The following is a 15,086-nucleotide window of genomic DNA, read 5'->3' as shown; positions in this document are numbered from 1 at the left end:
GGGAAATCCTACATAATCAAACACACTTCTAAAAATTACATGAGCAGATTGTTACTTTGATACGAAGTGATGCTCAAGCTCCAGCCATCGTATTTGAAGTGCCAGAGGTATATTCCAGGCAATTAGAGAGATTTATAAATAATTATGATTTTTCATACTGTCTATTACATCCACCCACGACGCTTTGGGAACAATCATTTTGTGGAATACTATGATAAATTAAAAATGCAACCTTATAACAAATGTCATAAAGTTGCATCCATTGCATGTGTGAATAAGTTATTGAAAGTGGCTTTTCCTCTTATTACACACAACATAACTTACGATTCTGAAACCACTTCAACACCTTCATAATTGTGTGAAACTAGTATATCGTAAATAGATTTTGCGAAAAAAAGAAAATCGTTAGGATTATTTTTCATGCGGGAATTTGAATCATTTCTTATAAAACCACTTAACTAATCGCAAGAAAGAGAAGCTGTCCCAAAAGGTCGTTGAATAACGCCCTTTTGGAACAACCTCTTTTTTATTTTTGGAAAAATCTTTTAACCTAGTACCTTTTTTTTCATTATTCATAAGCTATATTAAAGCAACTATTAAAAAAATAAGGAGGATTTTAATTTGGGTAATTCTAATCAAAATAAATGCATACCAATCCAGTGTGCATTTCCTATACCAGAAGTTGGACCGACTGGGCCAACTGGACCAACTGGACCAACTGGACTGACTGGACCGACTGGACCGACTGGACCGACTGGACCAACTGGACCAACTGGACCGACTGGACCGACTGGACCGACTGGACCGACTGGACCAACTGGACCAACTGGACCGACTGGACCAACTGGACCGACTGGACCGACTGGACCAACTGGACCAACTGGACCAACTGGACCGACTGGACCGACTGGACCAACTGGACCAACTGGACCAACTGGACCGACTGGACCGACTGGGGAAGGGCCTGGTTCTATAATTCCATTCGCATCAGGTGGGCCTGCTGTATTGACTACTCTTGCTAATGGGTTACTTGGCACTGGAAGTCTCATTGGATTTGGATCTTTTGTTCCTGGTGTAAGTATTTTAGGAGCCGACCCAAATACTACTCTAACACTGTCAATGGCTGGAATAGCCAATGACGCATTTGTTGTTCCACGTAATGGAACAATCACATCAGTTTATGCACACCTTTCTGCTATAACAATTGTCAACCTTGGTACTAGTGCAACAGTTCGCGCACAAGTATATAGAAATACGAATCCTAACGACAATGACTTCAATGCAATTCCTTCTACTCTTGTCACTTTAAATCCAAACATTACAGGACCAATTGGAACTTTCCAAAATCTCTTTAATTCTCTTACTGGATTGACTGCATCTGTAAACGCTGGCGATCGTTTATTAATGGTGTTTACTGTGACAGCATCTGGTGTAACAGCTATTGTTAATGTGACAGGTTATGCAAGTGCTGGCATTACAATTGACTATTAGGGCTACAATACCTCAACAAAAACAGGCTGTGGAAAATTGTTCTCCACAGCCTGTTTTGTTTTTGAGCTTTTTCTACTTTTCAATACTAATTAAAAACATTAGGATGTAACATTTCTTATGAAAATGAGAGCTCATTTCACAATATTAAGAAAGCGTAAAATAAATTATATATACATTTTAATTTTCCAACACATAATTCGATGCCATGCAAAAGACAATACGGTCTGTACTCACTTTCTCCCTTTGTGTTAAATCTGACATGTAGTTGAAAAGGCCATGACCATTTCTATGCATGGCCAGATACTCTCATATCCCTCAAAAAATGAGGTTTATGTCGTTTTTTAACTTATATATAAATCCAAACCTTTTATACTTTCTTGAAAAAGGAAATCGTTTCTCCTAATCCTTGAAACAATGAAAATTTTGGTTGCCACATTAAGTTTTTCCTTGCATGATCATTTAATAAATAACTATGAACAATATCTCCTGGTCTTTCTTCTTTATATATTCTCTTATCTTCTATTTTCATTACAGATTACATCCAGTAATTCATTGACTGAAATTTGTTGATTCGAACTAATATTACAGATTTGATTGTCTGCATTCGTGAGAGCTAAAAAATTAGCATGTGCCACATTGTTTTCCAACAATGTGGAGACAATGTGTGAACCAATAAAGCCTGCTCCGCCTGTAACTAAAGCCTTCAAATGGTCATCCTCCTTTTAATATTTCATGAATCATCTCTTTAAGTTGTTGAGCCCGTTGAGTAGTTGAATGCTTTTCTTGTACAAGTTCAAATCCATTCTTACTAATTTCTTCTCGTTCTTCGTCATGTGTTAAATAATAATTTGCCTTTTCCATAAAATTAGTTTCATTTATTTCCACAAAATGCACCCCTGGCTTTAAACCTAAATCTAAAATTTCGTCTGAGCTTGGAGCAAGTAATAACGTGTTACATGCAAGTACTTCAAAATATTTTAAGATTGTATATCCATATATCGAATTACAAGTAAAAAATAATTTTGCTCTATTTATTTCTTTGGCATAACTTTCGCGAACAAATACATTTTGAAATTCTCCATCATCAATATTCCTATAGCCCGGATGTCCATGATAGACAAAATTAGCTTCATTTTTATAAGTTTCAAGGATTTTACATCTTAGAGGATAATAATAAGGAATAACTGCTCCCATTAATAGCATATCAATGTCTTTTGTTTGGCCATAGTCCTTAAAAATTTCAGTATTGATATGATGAGGAAACCATCTGATTTTATCAGAAAAGTCAGGATAAAATTTATGAAAAGCATCTCTATAACATGTAAATATATGCTCAACGTTTTCATGTATTATTGCAGCGTATGTTTTAGCAGGATTGTGATGTAAGTCTTCTATATATATTCCATATGGAATTTTTAAATTACGAAGTCCTGTAATTTTTGGAGCATTCGCCTCTGTATCAAATAAGTAGATTAATATAAAATCAGGATTAAAACGAATAGTATTAAGGATATTAGAAATGTCGCCATCTTCATTCCACACAAATAAGTTTGTGGTTTTTGACAGTTCTTCTTGAAGATAAAAAGGTGCCGTGTGAATCCACTTACTGTAGTTTCTAATAATTAATAATAAGTTTATTTTTTCCACTTATTATCTCCACCTCATATCTATTTTTCATATACATTGCACTTTCTCCCCTTAAAATTTATGCATGATACTTCTATTCCCAATGTAGACGATTTGTAATCCAATAAAATACAAGAGGATGCTTTTCTGAAATACTCGTAAGCAATTGTAATGCACTACTTTTTTGATTATTGAACCACATTATTTCAAAGCGCCAGTTCACATATTTATACACTCGTATAGTTAACCACTCAGCTAATTGACTTTTATCTAACCCTAGCTCTAATGCATAAACATATAATTCTTCAAGATCTTCAATCGTTCCGTAATCACCCTTAGTTGGCATGTTAAAACTTAAACTATTTTTATGAAAACGATACACACCGACATGATCTGTAATAAACCCAATGTCACCAATTAGCATTAATTTTAAATACAAAAATAGATCTTGGCATTCTGATTTTTCCATGAAGCAGCGCATGCGAATAGCGTCTTCTCTTCTAAATACCGATGTTAATATACTTGTTATATGAGGATAACTACCAGTTTCATAGTTTAAAAAGTAATCAATACCTTTTGTAATCGTAGGTATATCTTGTGTAATTGGTCTTAAGTCTCCTGAATCAACATCCAAAAAATATAAATTCGCAAAAACAAGCGAAACATTTGGATTTTCTTCAAGTAAAGCTACAGCCCTACTAATATAATTATTCTGTGTAAGGTAATCATCATGATTAATACATAATATATATTTACCATCTGCATGCTCATGCAGTAATTTTCGACCATTCACCCTCGAACCTAAATTTACTTCATTTCGAATATATTTAACTTTCGGATTCCCCTCATACCGTTTCATCATTTCTTGTGTACCATCAGTTGAACAGTCATCAGCCACAATAATTTCTAAATTGGGATAATCTTGACGTAAAACACTATCGACAGTTTCTTTTAAATACTCTTTCATATTGTAGGCTGCAATAATAACATTTACTTTTGGCGGAAAAATGTCATGGTTTATTTCCTTATCTGTTTGTTTGTTACTGTCTAAATTGCTCATAATCACGATCCCTTCCTAAAGAATTTTTTCTTACTTGCTCCTAATTCTTCTCCTATTCCAATTCAACTAGTTCTGGGATTGTTTTAATCATCATACAAATTTTTTCCACATCTCCAACTTGTAATTCACCGTATAGTGGCAATACTAAAACTTTATTTGCTATCTCTTTTGCAACTGGTATTTTCCCTGAGTCATATTGATCTTTATAACAGCTAAAATTACTTGTTAATGGCGAAAAATATTTCCTTGTAAATACGTTATACGACATTAAATGTTCATATAATTAGTTACGATCTAATCCATAGATCGCTCCATCGATCTCTATGGAAAAATACGAATAATTATATTGGACGTTTTTCATTTCTTCTATAAAGCGAATAGCTGGAATGTTTTTTAATTGATTACGATAAATATTCGTTATTTCTTTTCTTCTATTCATTTCTTCCCTTATATGTCGGATATTCAAAATACCCATCGCTGCTTGAAATTCATTCATTTTCGCATTTAAACCGACTAAGCTAACCTCTCCCGAACTTTTATATCCAAAATTTTCATACTGATTTAATACCCCAGATAATGTTTCATCATAATAAGTAAGCATTCCACCTTCAATAGAATGAAAAATTTTTGTGGCATGCATACTAAACATAGATATATCGCCAAATAAGCTAATTCCTTTTCCATCTATTTTCACACCAAAAGCACGGGCTGCATCATATATAATTTTTAATTTATATTTTTTTGCTAATCTTTCAATTTCATAAATATCGCAAGGGGTGCCAAAAACATGTACGGGTATAATTGCCGAAGTATGTTCAGTAATTAACGATTCAATTTTTGAAACGTCTAAATTATAATCATGTTTATTTACAGCACAAAATACTGGAGTTAATCCATTCATGGAAATAGCGTGGGTTGTCGAGGCAAATGTAAAAGGTGTTGTAATCATCTCTCCTGTTAATTGCAAAGATTTAATTGCGATATCAAGTGCCATATGCCCATTTACAAATAGTGTATTCTTTTCAACACCTAAATATTTCCTTCATTCCATTTCGAATTGTTGATGCAGCGGTCCATTGTTTGTTAAATATCGATTATCCCAAATTTGTTCTATTAAACGAGAAAATTCTTGAAAAGGAGGAAGAAAAGGGGAAGTAACATAAATGGGTTTAGAGAACTTTTTAATTTCGATAACATTCAGCCTCCTTTCATAATTTGAACGCTCATTCATAATAGCTCTATGCCACCACTATTATCAATTCTCCCTTTTATACATATGTAATTTCGCTCTAATTCTACATTAAGTAAAATATTTAGGTTTTTGGAATAATTTAATGTACGATCATTATGACGTCCTCTTATCACACAACCACTAACTCCTAAATACCGTTTTCACTAAAAGTAATGTTGTTACAATTTATGTGAACTATATATGTTTTGCCACAACAAGGTCATGACTCATATATAGTCACTTACCATGTTCCTTAACAATTATTTTTCCATTTAATTTTAAAAATTTTCTCACAGTAAGAACAAACAATTATGACGAAAGCTTTAAAAAGTAAAAATCACCAATCTACTAAATAAAATTGATGATTCCCAGCGAATAGTCTGACTTTTTCTATGAACTTACAGATATTTATCTCCCTTCTCTCTAGATTTTATTTTTGTTGCTGGTACGCCAACCGCAAGTACATAAGAGCCGATATCTTTTACAACTGTCGCACCGGCACCAATTACAGTATGCTCTCCTATTGTAATGGAATGAATTACATTTGCTCCTAAAGAAACAACAGAATAATCCCCAATCTTAACGTTCCCTCCCAAAGTAACACCTGGTGCGATAGTCGCATAATTATCAATTACACAGTCATGATCTATACTAGAATTTGTATTAACAATGCAGTGTTCTCCTATCCGCACATTACTATTAATTACAGCTCCGCCCGCTACTACCGTTCCTTCTCTAATGATTACATCTGCACTAATAATAGCGAATGGATGAATAGCACAAATAAACAAAAAATCTGGAATAATAGCCTTTACTTTCTCCACTATCTTTCTTCTTATCCAATTATCGCCTACAGCTACAATTCCCCCATGGATATGATCTTTAATAGGGAATAGACTGGATTCATCACCTATTACTTCACAACCGTAAACCATTTCATTTTGTGAACGAAAGCCGTCAACTATTCCATAAATCTCATAATCTCCAGCTCGTCGAATAACATCAATAACAACCTTAGCATGACCTCCTGAACCAAAAACAACAATTTTCTTCACGTTCTTCACTTCCTCATATGTCACTAAAGATAATTAACATATTTCACAGTTGAATTGACATTTATATATATAGATCCAACTTGACTTTCCAACACACAATTCACCGCCATGCTGAACAAAAAATAACCTGCTACATTCCTTTTTTGATACATTCATTGCCAATGTAAACGATTCGTAATCCAATTAAATGCAAGAGGATAACTTTCTGAAATACTCGTCAACAATTGTAATGCATTACTTTTTTAATTATTAAACCACATTATTTCAAATCGCCAATTAACATTAATTTGAAATACAAAAATAAGTCCTGGCATTCTGATTTTTCTAAGAAAACACCCCATTCGAATAGCATCTTCTCTCCTATAAACAGATGTCAAAACACTTGTAATGTGCGGATATCTATCAGATTGATAGTTTAAAAAATAATCAATTCCATTTGTGATTTTGGGTATATCTTGAGTGATAGGACTTAACTCCCCTAAACTAACATTTAAAAAATATAAATTCGCAAAAACAAGTGAAACATTTGGATTTTCTTCAAATAAAGATACAGCCTTGCTAATGTAATTATCTTGCGTAAGGTAATCATCATGATTAATACCTAATATATACTTACTATCCGCATGTTCATGCAGTAATTTTTGACCATTCATCCTGGAACCTAAGTTTACTTCATTTCGAATATACTTAACTTTCGGATTCTGGTCATACTGTTTCATCATTTCTTGTGTGCCATCAGTTGAACAGTCGTCAGCAACAATGATTTCTAAATTGGGATAATCTTGACGTAAAACACTATCGACAGTTTCTTTTAAATAATCTTTCATATTGTAAGCTGGAATAATAACATTCACTTTTGGTGGCAAAGATTCATTGCTCATTACCTTCTCTGTTTGTTTAATCGCATGTAAATCGCTCACAATCACCATCCCCTCCTAAAGAGGTTTTCATATTTAAGCTTTTCTCTAGATACTCAAATTACACTTTTTCAGGAATCATTTTAATCATCATACAAATTCTCTCTACTTCTTCAACTTGCAATTCTCCGTATAATGGTAACACCAAAATTGTATTAGCTATCCCTTTCGCAATTGGTGTTTTCCACGAATCAAATTGATCTTTATAACATATAAAATCGCTCGTTAATGGAGAAAAATATTTCCTTGTAAATACGTTATACGACATTAAACGTTCATATAATTGATTACGATCTAATCCATAGCTCGCTTCATCAATCTCTATAAAAAAATACGAATAATTATATTGAACGTTCTCCATTTCCTCTATAAAGCGAATACCTGGAATACTTTTTAATTTATCACGATAAATATTTGTTATTTTTTTTCTTTTGTTCATTTCTTCTCTTATATACTGGAGATTCACAATACCCATCGCCGCTTGAAATTCATTCATTTTAGCATTTAGGCCAATTAAACTAACGTCCTCCGAGCTTTGAATTCCAAAATTTTTATACTGATTTAATATTTCATATAATTTCTCATCATGATAAGTAAGTATTCCCCCTTCAATAGAATGGAACACTTTTGTTGCATGCATACTAAACATAGATATATCGCCGAATATGCCAATTCCTTTGCCATCTACTTTTACACCAAAAGCATGGGCTGAATCATATATAACTTTTAAATTATACTTTTTTGCTATTCTTTCAATTTCATAAACATCACAAGGGGTTCCAAAAACATGTACGGGTATAATTGCTGATGTATGTTCAGTGACTAACGATTCAATTTTCGAAGCGTCTAAATTATAATCATGTTTATTTACATCACAAAATACCGGGGTTAATCCATTCATAGAAATGGCGTGAGTCGTTGAGGCAAATGTAAAAGGTGTTGTAATCACCTCTCCTGTTAACTGTAAAGATTTAATTGCAATATCAAGTGCCATATGCCCATTCACAAATAGTGTATTCTTTTCAGCACCTAAATATTTCCTTAATTCCATTTCAAATTTTTGATGTAGTAATCCGTTGTTTGTTAAATATCGATTTTCCCAGATTTGTTCTATTAAGTTGGAGAATTCTTGAAAAGGAGGGAGGAAGGGAGAAGCGACGTAAATAGGTTTAGAAAATTTTTTGATTTCGATAACGTTCAGCCTCCTTTCTGAATTGGAATGATCCCAAATAAGGTGTGAATTCAATTATTAAGAAGAGCTTAATTCTTCCCTAATACTTAACCCTACAAATCAAAAATATACTAACAGCTTATCATCATCTATTTTTTTATGATTTCCACCAATTCTCATGATCCATATACCATTGAATCGTTTCTTCTAATCCTTCTTCAAATGTATAAGTTGGTTTCCAGCCTAGTTCTGTTGTTATTTTATTAGCATCGATTGCATAACGCCAATCATGCCCCAATCTATCTTGAACAAAGTAAATTAGTCTCTCTGATTTCCTTAGTTTATGAAGAATCTTCTTTATAACCTCTATATTTTTCTTTTCGTTATTACCACCAATATTATAAATTTCGCCACTTTTTCCTTTATGCAAAACTAAGTCTATTGCTGTACAATGATCATATACATGCAACCAGTCCCGTATATTCCTACCATCTCCATATAAAGGTGATTTTTTCTCTTCTAATGCATTTGTAATCATAAGAGGAATTAATTTTTCTGGATGTTGATATGGACCATAATTATTTGAACAACGTGTAATATTAATATGAGAACCATATGTTTTAAAATATGACAATACAATTAAGTCTGCACTAGCCTTGCTAGAAGCGTACGGGCTACTCGGAGATAAAGGCGTATTTTCTGTAAAAATCCCCTCGTTTCCTAATGAACCGTATACTTCATCTGTAGAAATTTGCACAAACTTTATATCATTATATTTTCTTATCGCTTCAAGTAATACCGATACTCCTAAAACATTCGTATCATAAAATAAAATAGGATTATTTATACTTCGATCCACATGAGATTCTGCTGCAAAATTAATAACAGCATCAATTTCATATTTATAAATGACTTGCTCTATTAGATCTCTATTTTGAATTTCTCCTTTTATAAATGTATAATTTCGCTCAGCTTCTATATTACGTAGATTATTTAAATTTCCAGAATAAGTTAAGGCATCATAATTAATAATGTTGTAATTAGGATATTTCCTTATCATGTAACGAACAAAGTTACTTCCGATAAACCCCGCTCCTCCAGTTACTAAAATATTCATCTATCTCTCTCCTAAATCATGTTATATATAAATCCAATTTATTTTTTTTACATATAGATTGCTACTATGAAAAAAGGAACCTGCACTTGTTTGCTCTTTTTGGTTTTCTCAGCGCATGTGGCAAAAATAGGCCCTGACCGATTCTATGCATGGCCAGTTGCTCTCGCCCACCGAAAAAGAAAAGGGTTTTTATGTTAGTTTTTCAATTTGCATCTATATATTACATGTAATTTTCAAAAGTGATAACTGTCAATCACTGTCTCATACTTGTATTTTCTTCTTCCGTATAATTCACGTCTTGTGCTAATATATTCGCTTGATGAAGAGAGGTATGTGTCCCTGCATCAGTCCACCAACCTGCCATAATATCATATGTGAGGAGTCCTTTCTCTAGATAACAATTATTTAAATCTGTAACTTCTAACTCTCCTCTTTCTGAAGGGTTTAATTTTTCAATCAGCGGAAATACATTCGAATCATACATATAAATTCCCGTTACTGCATAGGAACTTTGCGGATGCTCTGGTTTTTCTTCAATTTTAATGATTCGACCATTCTGTATAATAGGCACACCAAAGCGTGATGGATTATCCACTTTTTTTAATAAGATCTTTGCTCCTTGTTTTTGTTGCTGAAATTTTTCTACATAGCCTTTAATATTATCAGAAAAAACATTATCTGCTAATATGACAACCATATGATCTTTAGCAACAAAATCTTTACACATCCCTAGCGCCTGCGCAATTCCACCAGCCTTTTCTTGCACCTTATAAGTAAGTCCTACTTCAAATTCTGCACCACTTCCTAAAAATTTCACTATATCTCCAATGGCTTCTTTTCCTGTCACAATCATAATATCAGTAATATTACATTGTTTTAATTTACAAACAGCATGAAAAATCATAGGATACCGACCAACAGGAAGCAAATGTTTATTTGTAACTTTTGTAATCGGGTATAATCTTGATCCTGTCCCTCCAGCCAATATAATTCCTTTCAATTTCCTCTCTCCTTCTTTGAAGGCTAAATGCCTTTATAACTTCTGACAAATGATACATCCAAATGCAATTTATTTCGTCTTTAAATTTCATATCAAAATAAACAGATCATATCCGCTCATTTTCTACATACTCCCCTTCCTAGCCATTACTCATTTCATAACGTTCTCAATCAAATTAATGTTGTTACAATTTATGTGAATGATACGCACTTTGTCACCATAGGGTTATAAGCTCATCAATAATTACTTCTTATTACCATTTCTCTCAAAAATTATTTTTTTCGTTAAAATTTAAAGAGGTTCTTTCTCTCAGTTAAGAAAAAACAGTTGTTACACCTCATAATTTATGAATGTCAAAAAATAAAAATCACCAATTCGCTACATAAAATTGGTGATTTTCCATGTCATTACACTAGGAAGTAATTTAGATATTGGCTTTCAAATTTTTTTGTACAACATACTCGCTTAAACTTATTTTGTTGTTACTTTAAAGACTGTATCATTGGATTTTAGAAATTTTTAATTATAGTTCAGATACAATTCTCCTCCAACTACCGAATTCTTCACATGGCCAATCTATACAACATATGATAAATCCAACGTATCTCTATAGGTTCTCTATTATCTACTCAAATGAAATCCATTCATTTCGACATATGCAGATAAATTCTTTATTAGCACAGTAGAGGGGAGAAAAGATTATGGCCAGAGACATCTCAAAAACACCTCAATACAAAAAATCGGAAAAGAAAATATGCCTTTGTATGATTGTCAAAAATGAATCAAAAATTATAGAAAGATGTTTAGATTCTGCTAAATCAATCATTGATTTTGTTTCGATTTGTGATACAGGTTCGACTGATAACACACCAGAAATCATTAAAAATTGGTGCAGAGAACGTAACATACCCGGTACCGTGCATCATGAACCTTTTAGAAACTTTGGATATAATCGAACTTTAGCTGTAAAGTTAGCTCAAGAAGCGTATCCAGAAGCTGATTATTTATTGCTACTTGATGCCGATATGATCTTAGAGGTTCAGTCTCACTTCGATAAGTGTACCTTAAATAGGGATCATTACCTTACTATGCAATATGATAGCAACATCAAATATTGGCTGAGTCGCCTACTCAAGACATCTTTACCATGGGCATCTGTTGGAGTTACACATGAATATTGGGATATAGATTACTCTAAATTAGGGGCTAATCAAGGGGCTTCCTCTTATACAACTGGAAAGCTCGATAGTTTAATTATCTATGATCAAGCAGATGGCGGCAGTAGAAGTGATAAATTTGAACGGGATAAACGTTTACTTTTAGAAGGGATTAATAATCAAACAACACCAATCCATTTAAAAATTAGATACATGTTTTACTTAGCACAAACATTATCTATTCTCAATGAATTAGAAGAAGCCATCATCTGGTATAAAAAAAGAGTGGATGCTGGTGGATGGGAAGAAGAAGTATTTTACTCCTTATTAAAAATAGGTCTCTGTTACGAACGCTTAGCTGATCAATGTTCTTTTAAGCGCGAACAACTAATCCAAGAATCCATAAAAGAGAAATCAATTCTTGATCAATCCATAATAGCTAACCTCGTTGACCAGGAAGAACAGTTTTTTGCTCTTACGACTATTTATCTTCAAAACTCCTGGGAATACAGACCTAGCAGGGCTGAACCTTTATACCACCTTGCAAAACTATACCGATATAAATCTAAAAACAACGTCAGTTTGATGTATGCATTACAAGGGAAAGAAATCCCTTTTCCGAAAGACGATATTCTATTTGTAGATTATCACGTCTATGATTATCTTTTTGATTATGAAATTTCCATATGCGCTTATTATAATGAAAGTAAACGCAAGTTAGGCCGCGCTGCTCAGAAATGTCTTGAAGCTAAGCTCGATCAATTACCGGCAGATGTAGCTATACCTGTTAAAAACAACTCAAAGTTTTATCAATAATTATATGGTAACAGGGCTACCAACAAGCCCTGTTTTTGTTTTATTCAAACTAAGATAACTGTTACTATTCCAAAAACGATTATTGATTTTATGTACATAATTACAAATATCTATATAAAGAATCACAACGTTTTATTTTTTAACTACATAAGGCACATTCCTTATTTTTGGGAAATTAGTAACCTGTCTATAACATTTCACTTACTTTTTTCATTAAATAAAATGAGAATGTATAAAGGAGTGAGAATATGTTTTCTTGCTGTAATTTCAGTTCTTTTCCAGTAAAGGAGTTCCCTGCTTTTGGAATTGCTTTTTTGGCAGGTGATGGACCTATTTCGGAAGGTCAACCAATTCCTTTACCAAGTAATAATACGAATCCAAACGTATCTGTCCCAGTTCTTCTTGATGTGGAAAATAATAATCCTAAGAATGGACTTCGCGTCAAAAGATCCGGAATATATCAGCTTAACTATACATTAACAGTTTCTTTAGATAATTTTCCAGCCCCACCTGACGGCCGCGAATCTGCTACATTTTTCTTAACATTAAACGGTACCTCTAATCCTATTCCTGGTTCTGGAACGGCTGTACGTACAACCGACACTGGCACAGGCCTAGTTATAGTAACAAGCAGCTTGATTCTAATTAACTTAAATAAAGAAGACTTAATACAAATTGTCCCAACAGAGATAGCAGACGTAGGAGGCACTGTAGATGTTCGAGCTGCTACTTTAACAGTAACACAAATTGCTTAAAAACAAGGCCACCTCATATTGTGAGATGGCCTTGTTTTTCATTTAAAAGGACGATTTATTTATCACATGTTCTATAAATTTATTAGGACAAAATTTCTTACACAGTAACTTATTTTTGCGTATCTTCTTTCAATAAATTTCGAAAATATTCTTGGTTATATTTCACCGAAGCGTGATCCGGTACATATACTGCCGCTTGTTCATTATGATAATTCGCTTTCTCATTATCCCCTAATCTACTATAACAAACGCATAGCTGCAAATGAGGAATCCATGTATAAGATGCATAATCTATAAATCTGGTGGAATTTTGAAATGGAACATTGATTGCCATCTCGTACCAAAAGGTCGCTTGTTTATAATCTTCTTTTCCCATAAATATGTGACCTATACGACAACAAATTTCGCCTCTTGGAATGTCGTATTGAAAAGAATGAAAACATGCTTGCAGCGCTTCTTCCGATTTTTGCAGTTGCTTATAGCAATCTGCTAATTTCCCACATGCATGTATACAATCTTCTATCCAGCCTTCTTTTCCATCTAAAAACTGTTTATATAATTCAATTGCTTTTTCATACTTGTTATGATCAAAGCATTCATTGGCATAATATACGATATCCCTTGGTGTGAAAGTTCTTCCTTCCCGAAGTGAGTTCTCAAAAATTCGAAGATTACGATCTGTATGTTCTTTTTCTTTTTTATGCATAATCGCTATATCACTTTTCATAATGTTCCCATAAACAGCTAAATATTCATGTACGAATCCAATCCACTGGAAGTTCTGTATCCGCTTAACTAAGCGGTTTCGGACAGAACTGTAAGTAGGCTTCCCCTTTTCATCAATCGCAAGATAATACGACATCGAAACTGCATCTACATTAGGATCCAAGTTTTCTTTCAGCTGTAACAACTTATCCTTTTCTGTTTCCATTAAAATATCATCCGCGTCTAACCACAAAATATAGTCCTTTGTTGCTTTAGAAAACGAAAAATTTCGAGCAGCAGCAAAATCATCAATCCATTCAAAATCATAAATATAAGGAGTATGCTCCTTAACAATCTCTTTCGTTTGATCCGTTGAACCCGTATCAACAATGATGATTTCATCAACAACCTCTTTTACTGATTCTAAACATCTAGCAATTGTTTGTTCTTCATCTTTTACAATCATACACAAGCTAATTGTAATATTTTCGTTTACCAAATCCCTTCCTCCTCTCATCTTGTAGTATATGAAAAAAGAAAGAAAAATTTCCCTGCCATGACTATAATACATTTAAATATTATGTTTTAAAAAACACAAAACAACTATATCATTTTGATTCCACTCTGCATTTAATATATATTGAAAAACTCTTGGAGGTGAATACATGAAAAATGAAAAATCCGCAAATCAACTTCATCCAATAGAATATATTGTTTCTGCTGTACTAGGTCCTACATTACCTCCAGTCCCGCCTGGTGGATCTACTGGACCTACCGGCGCTACTGGGCCTCAAGGACCTCAGGGGATCACGGGCGCTACTGGTGATACCGGGCCTCAAGGACCTCAGGGGATTCAAGGCGTTACCGGCTCTACTGGCTCTACTGGCTCTACTGGTGTCACGGGACCTCAAGGGCCTCAGGGCTTACAAGGCGTTACGGGCGCTACTGGTGACACCGGACCTCAAGGACCTCAGGGCTTACAAGG

At 33.6% G+C, this 15,086-nt stretch carries 13 protein-coding genes and 2 pseudogenes; 4 read left to right on the top strand and 11 right to left on the bottom strand.

Annotated features, from left to right (window positions below; translation table 11 throughout):
- Positions 1 to 177 precede the first annotated feature (177 nt).
- A pseudogene (locus H280_RS26615) lies at positions 178 to 354 on the top strand (IS110 family transposase); the annotation flags it as partial.
- Between the two features lie 267 nt (positions 355 to 621).
- Positions 622 to 1,491: an exosporium glycoprotein BclB-related protein gene (locus H280_RS25305; protein WP_081625692.1), complete on the top strand. Its 870-nt coding sequence runs from the start codon at positions 622 to 624 to the stop codon at positions 1,489 to 1,491.
- Between the two features lie 367 nt (positions 1,492 to 1,858).
- Here H280_RS25305 and H280_RS26200 read toward each other — a convergent pair whose 3' ends face one another.
- From H280_RS26200 to H280_RS0118755, 10 genes and pseudogenes are all read right to left on the bottom strand, one after another.
- Positions 1,859 to 2,020 (bottom strand): hypothetical protein, encoded by a 162-nt coding sequence (locus tag H280_RS26200; RefSeq protein ID WP_020062679.1) that lies wholly within the window; start codon positions 2,018 to 2,020, stop codon positions 1,859 to 1,861.
- The gene (locus H280_RS26195; protein WP_020062678.1) at positions 2,004 to 2,198 is read right to left on the bottom strand and encodes an NAD-dependent epimerase/dehydratase family protein; all 195 of its coding nucleotides are present in this window, start codon (positions 2,196 to 2,198) and stop codon (positions 2,004 to 2,006) included. Before H280_RS26195 ends, H280_RS26200 begins: the two co-directional genes overlap by 17 nt.
- A gap of 4 nt (positions 2,199 to 2,202) precedes the next feature.
- Positions 2,203 to 3,138: a glycosyltransferase family protein gene (locus H280_RS0118795; RefSeq protein WP_020062677.1), complete on the bottom strand. Its 936-nt coding sequence runs from the start codon at positions 3,136 to 3,138 to the stop codon at positions 2,203 to 2,205.
- 73 nt (positions 3,139 to 3,211) lie between these two features.
- Positions 3,212 to 4,177 (bottom strand): glycosyltransferase family 2 protein, encoded by a 966-nt coding sequence (locus H280_RS24475; RefSeq protein ID WP_020062676.1) that lies wholly within the window; start codon positions 4,175 to 4,177, stop codon positions 3,212 to 3,214.
- 52 nt (positions 4,178 to 4,229) lie between these two features.
- Positions 4,230 to 5,204, bottom strand: a pseudogene (locus H280_RS23880) (DegT/DnrJ/EryC1/StrS family aminotransferase); the annotation flags it as partial.
- A gap of 602 nt (positions 5,205 to 5,806) precedes the next feature.
- Positions 5,807 to 6,472 (bottom strand): acetyltransferase, encoded by a 666-nt coding sequence (locus H280_RS0118775; RefSeq protein ID WP_231401796.1) that lies wholly within the window; start codon positions 6,470 to 6,472, stop codon positions 5,807 to 5,809.
- A 233-nt stretch (positions 6,473 to 6,705) separates the two neighbouring features.
- Complete coding sequence (locus tag H280_RS24470) at positions 6,706 to 7,383, bottom strand: glycosyltransferase family 2 protein (RefSeq protein WP_196810751.1); 678 nt, start codon at positions 7,381 to 7,383, stop codon at positions 6,706 to 6,708.
- A 58-nt stretch (positions 7,384 to 7,441) separates the two neighbouring features.
- Positions 7,442 to 8,626, bottom strand: a complete 1,185-nt coding sequence (locus H280_RS0118765; protein ID WP_020062670.1) for a DegT/DnrJ/EryC1/StrS family aminotransferase — start codon at positions 8,624 to 8,626, stop codon at positions 7,442 to 7,444.
- 82 nt (positions 8,627 to 8,708) lie between these two features.
- Positions 8,709 to 9,668 (bottom strand): dTDP-glucose 4,6-dehydratase, encoded by a 960-nt coding sequence (rfbB, locus tag H280_RS0118760; RefSeq protein ID WP_020062669.1) that lies wholly within the window; start codon positions 9,666 to 9,668, stop codon positions 8,709 to 8,711.
- A gap of 253 nt (positions 9,669 to 9,921) precedes the next feature.
- A complete protein-coding gene (locus H280_RS0118755; protein ID WP_020062668.1) occupies positions 9,922 to 10,668 on the bottom strand; it encodes a sugar phosphate nucleotidyltransferase in 747 nt (248 codons plus the stop codon).
- A 701-nt stretch (positions 10,669 to 11,369) separates the two neighbouring features.
- On the opposite strand from H280_RS0118755, the gene H280_RS0118750 reads away from it, so the two are divergent.
- Positions 11,370 to 12,641, top strand: coding sequence for a glycosyltransferase (locus H280_RS0118750; protein WP_020062667.1), 1,272 nt, complete (start codon positions 11,370 to 11,372; stop codon positions 12,639 to 12,641).
- Between the two features lie 248 nt (positions 12,642 to 12,889).
- On the top strand, positions 12,890 to 13,396 hold the full coding sequence (locus H280_RS0118745; RefSeq protein WP_020062666.1) for a hypothetical protein: 507 nt from the start codon (positions 12,890 to 12,892) through the stop codon (positions 13,394 to 13,396).
- Between the two features lie 109 nt (positions 13,397 to 13,505).
- Here H280_RS0118745 and H280_RS0118740 read toward each other — a convergent pair whose 3' ends face one another.
- Positions 13,506 to 14,618 (bottom strand): glycosyltransferase family 2 protein, encoded by a 1,113-nt coding sequence (locus H280_RS0118740; protein WP_034303979.1) that lies wholly within the window; start codon positions 14,616 to 14,618, stop codon positions 13,506 to 13,508.
- Positions 14,619 to 15,086 lie beyond the last annotated feature (468 nt).

Origin of the sequence: Bacillus sp. 123MFChir2 (assembly GCF_000383235.1) — a bacterium.
Lineage (GTDB): Bacteria > Bacillota > Bacilli > Bacillales > Bacillaceae_G > Bacillus_A.
This window is presented reverse-complemented; position numbering and strand designations above follow the sequence as displayed.

Coding starts and splice junctions, on each gene's coding strand:
- H280_RS26200 (WP_020062679.1), bottom strand. CDS start 2,020: ATGAAAATAGAAGATAAGAGAATATATAAAGAAGAAAGACCAGGAGAT.
- H280_RS0118745 (WP_020062666.1), top strand. CDS start 12,890: ATGTTTTCTTGCTGTAATTTCAGTTCTTTTCCAGTAAAGGAGTTCCCT.
- H280_RS24475 (WP_020062676.1), bottom strand. CDS start 4,177: ATGAGCAATTTAGACAGTAACAAACAAACAGATAAGGAAATAAACCAT.
- H280_RS0118750 (WP_020062667.1), top strand. CDS start 11,370: ATGGCCAGAGACATCTCAAAAACACCTCAATACAAAAAATCGGAAAAG.
- rfbB (WP_020062669.1), bottom strand. CDS start 9,668: ATGAATATTTTAGTAACTGGAGGAGCGGGGTTTATCGGAAGTAACTTT.
- H280_RS0118740 (WP_034303979.1), bottom strand. CDS start 14,618: ATGAGAGGAGGAAGGGATTTGGTAAACGAAAATATTACAATTAGCTTG.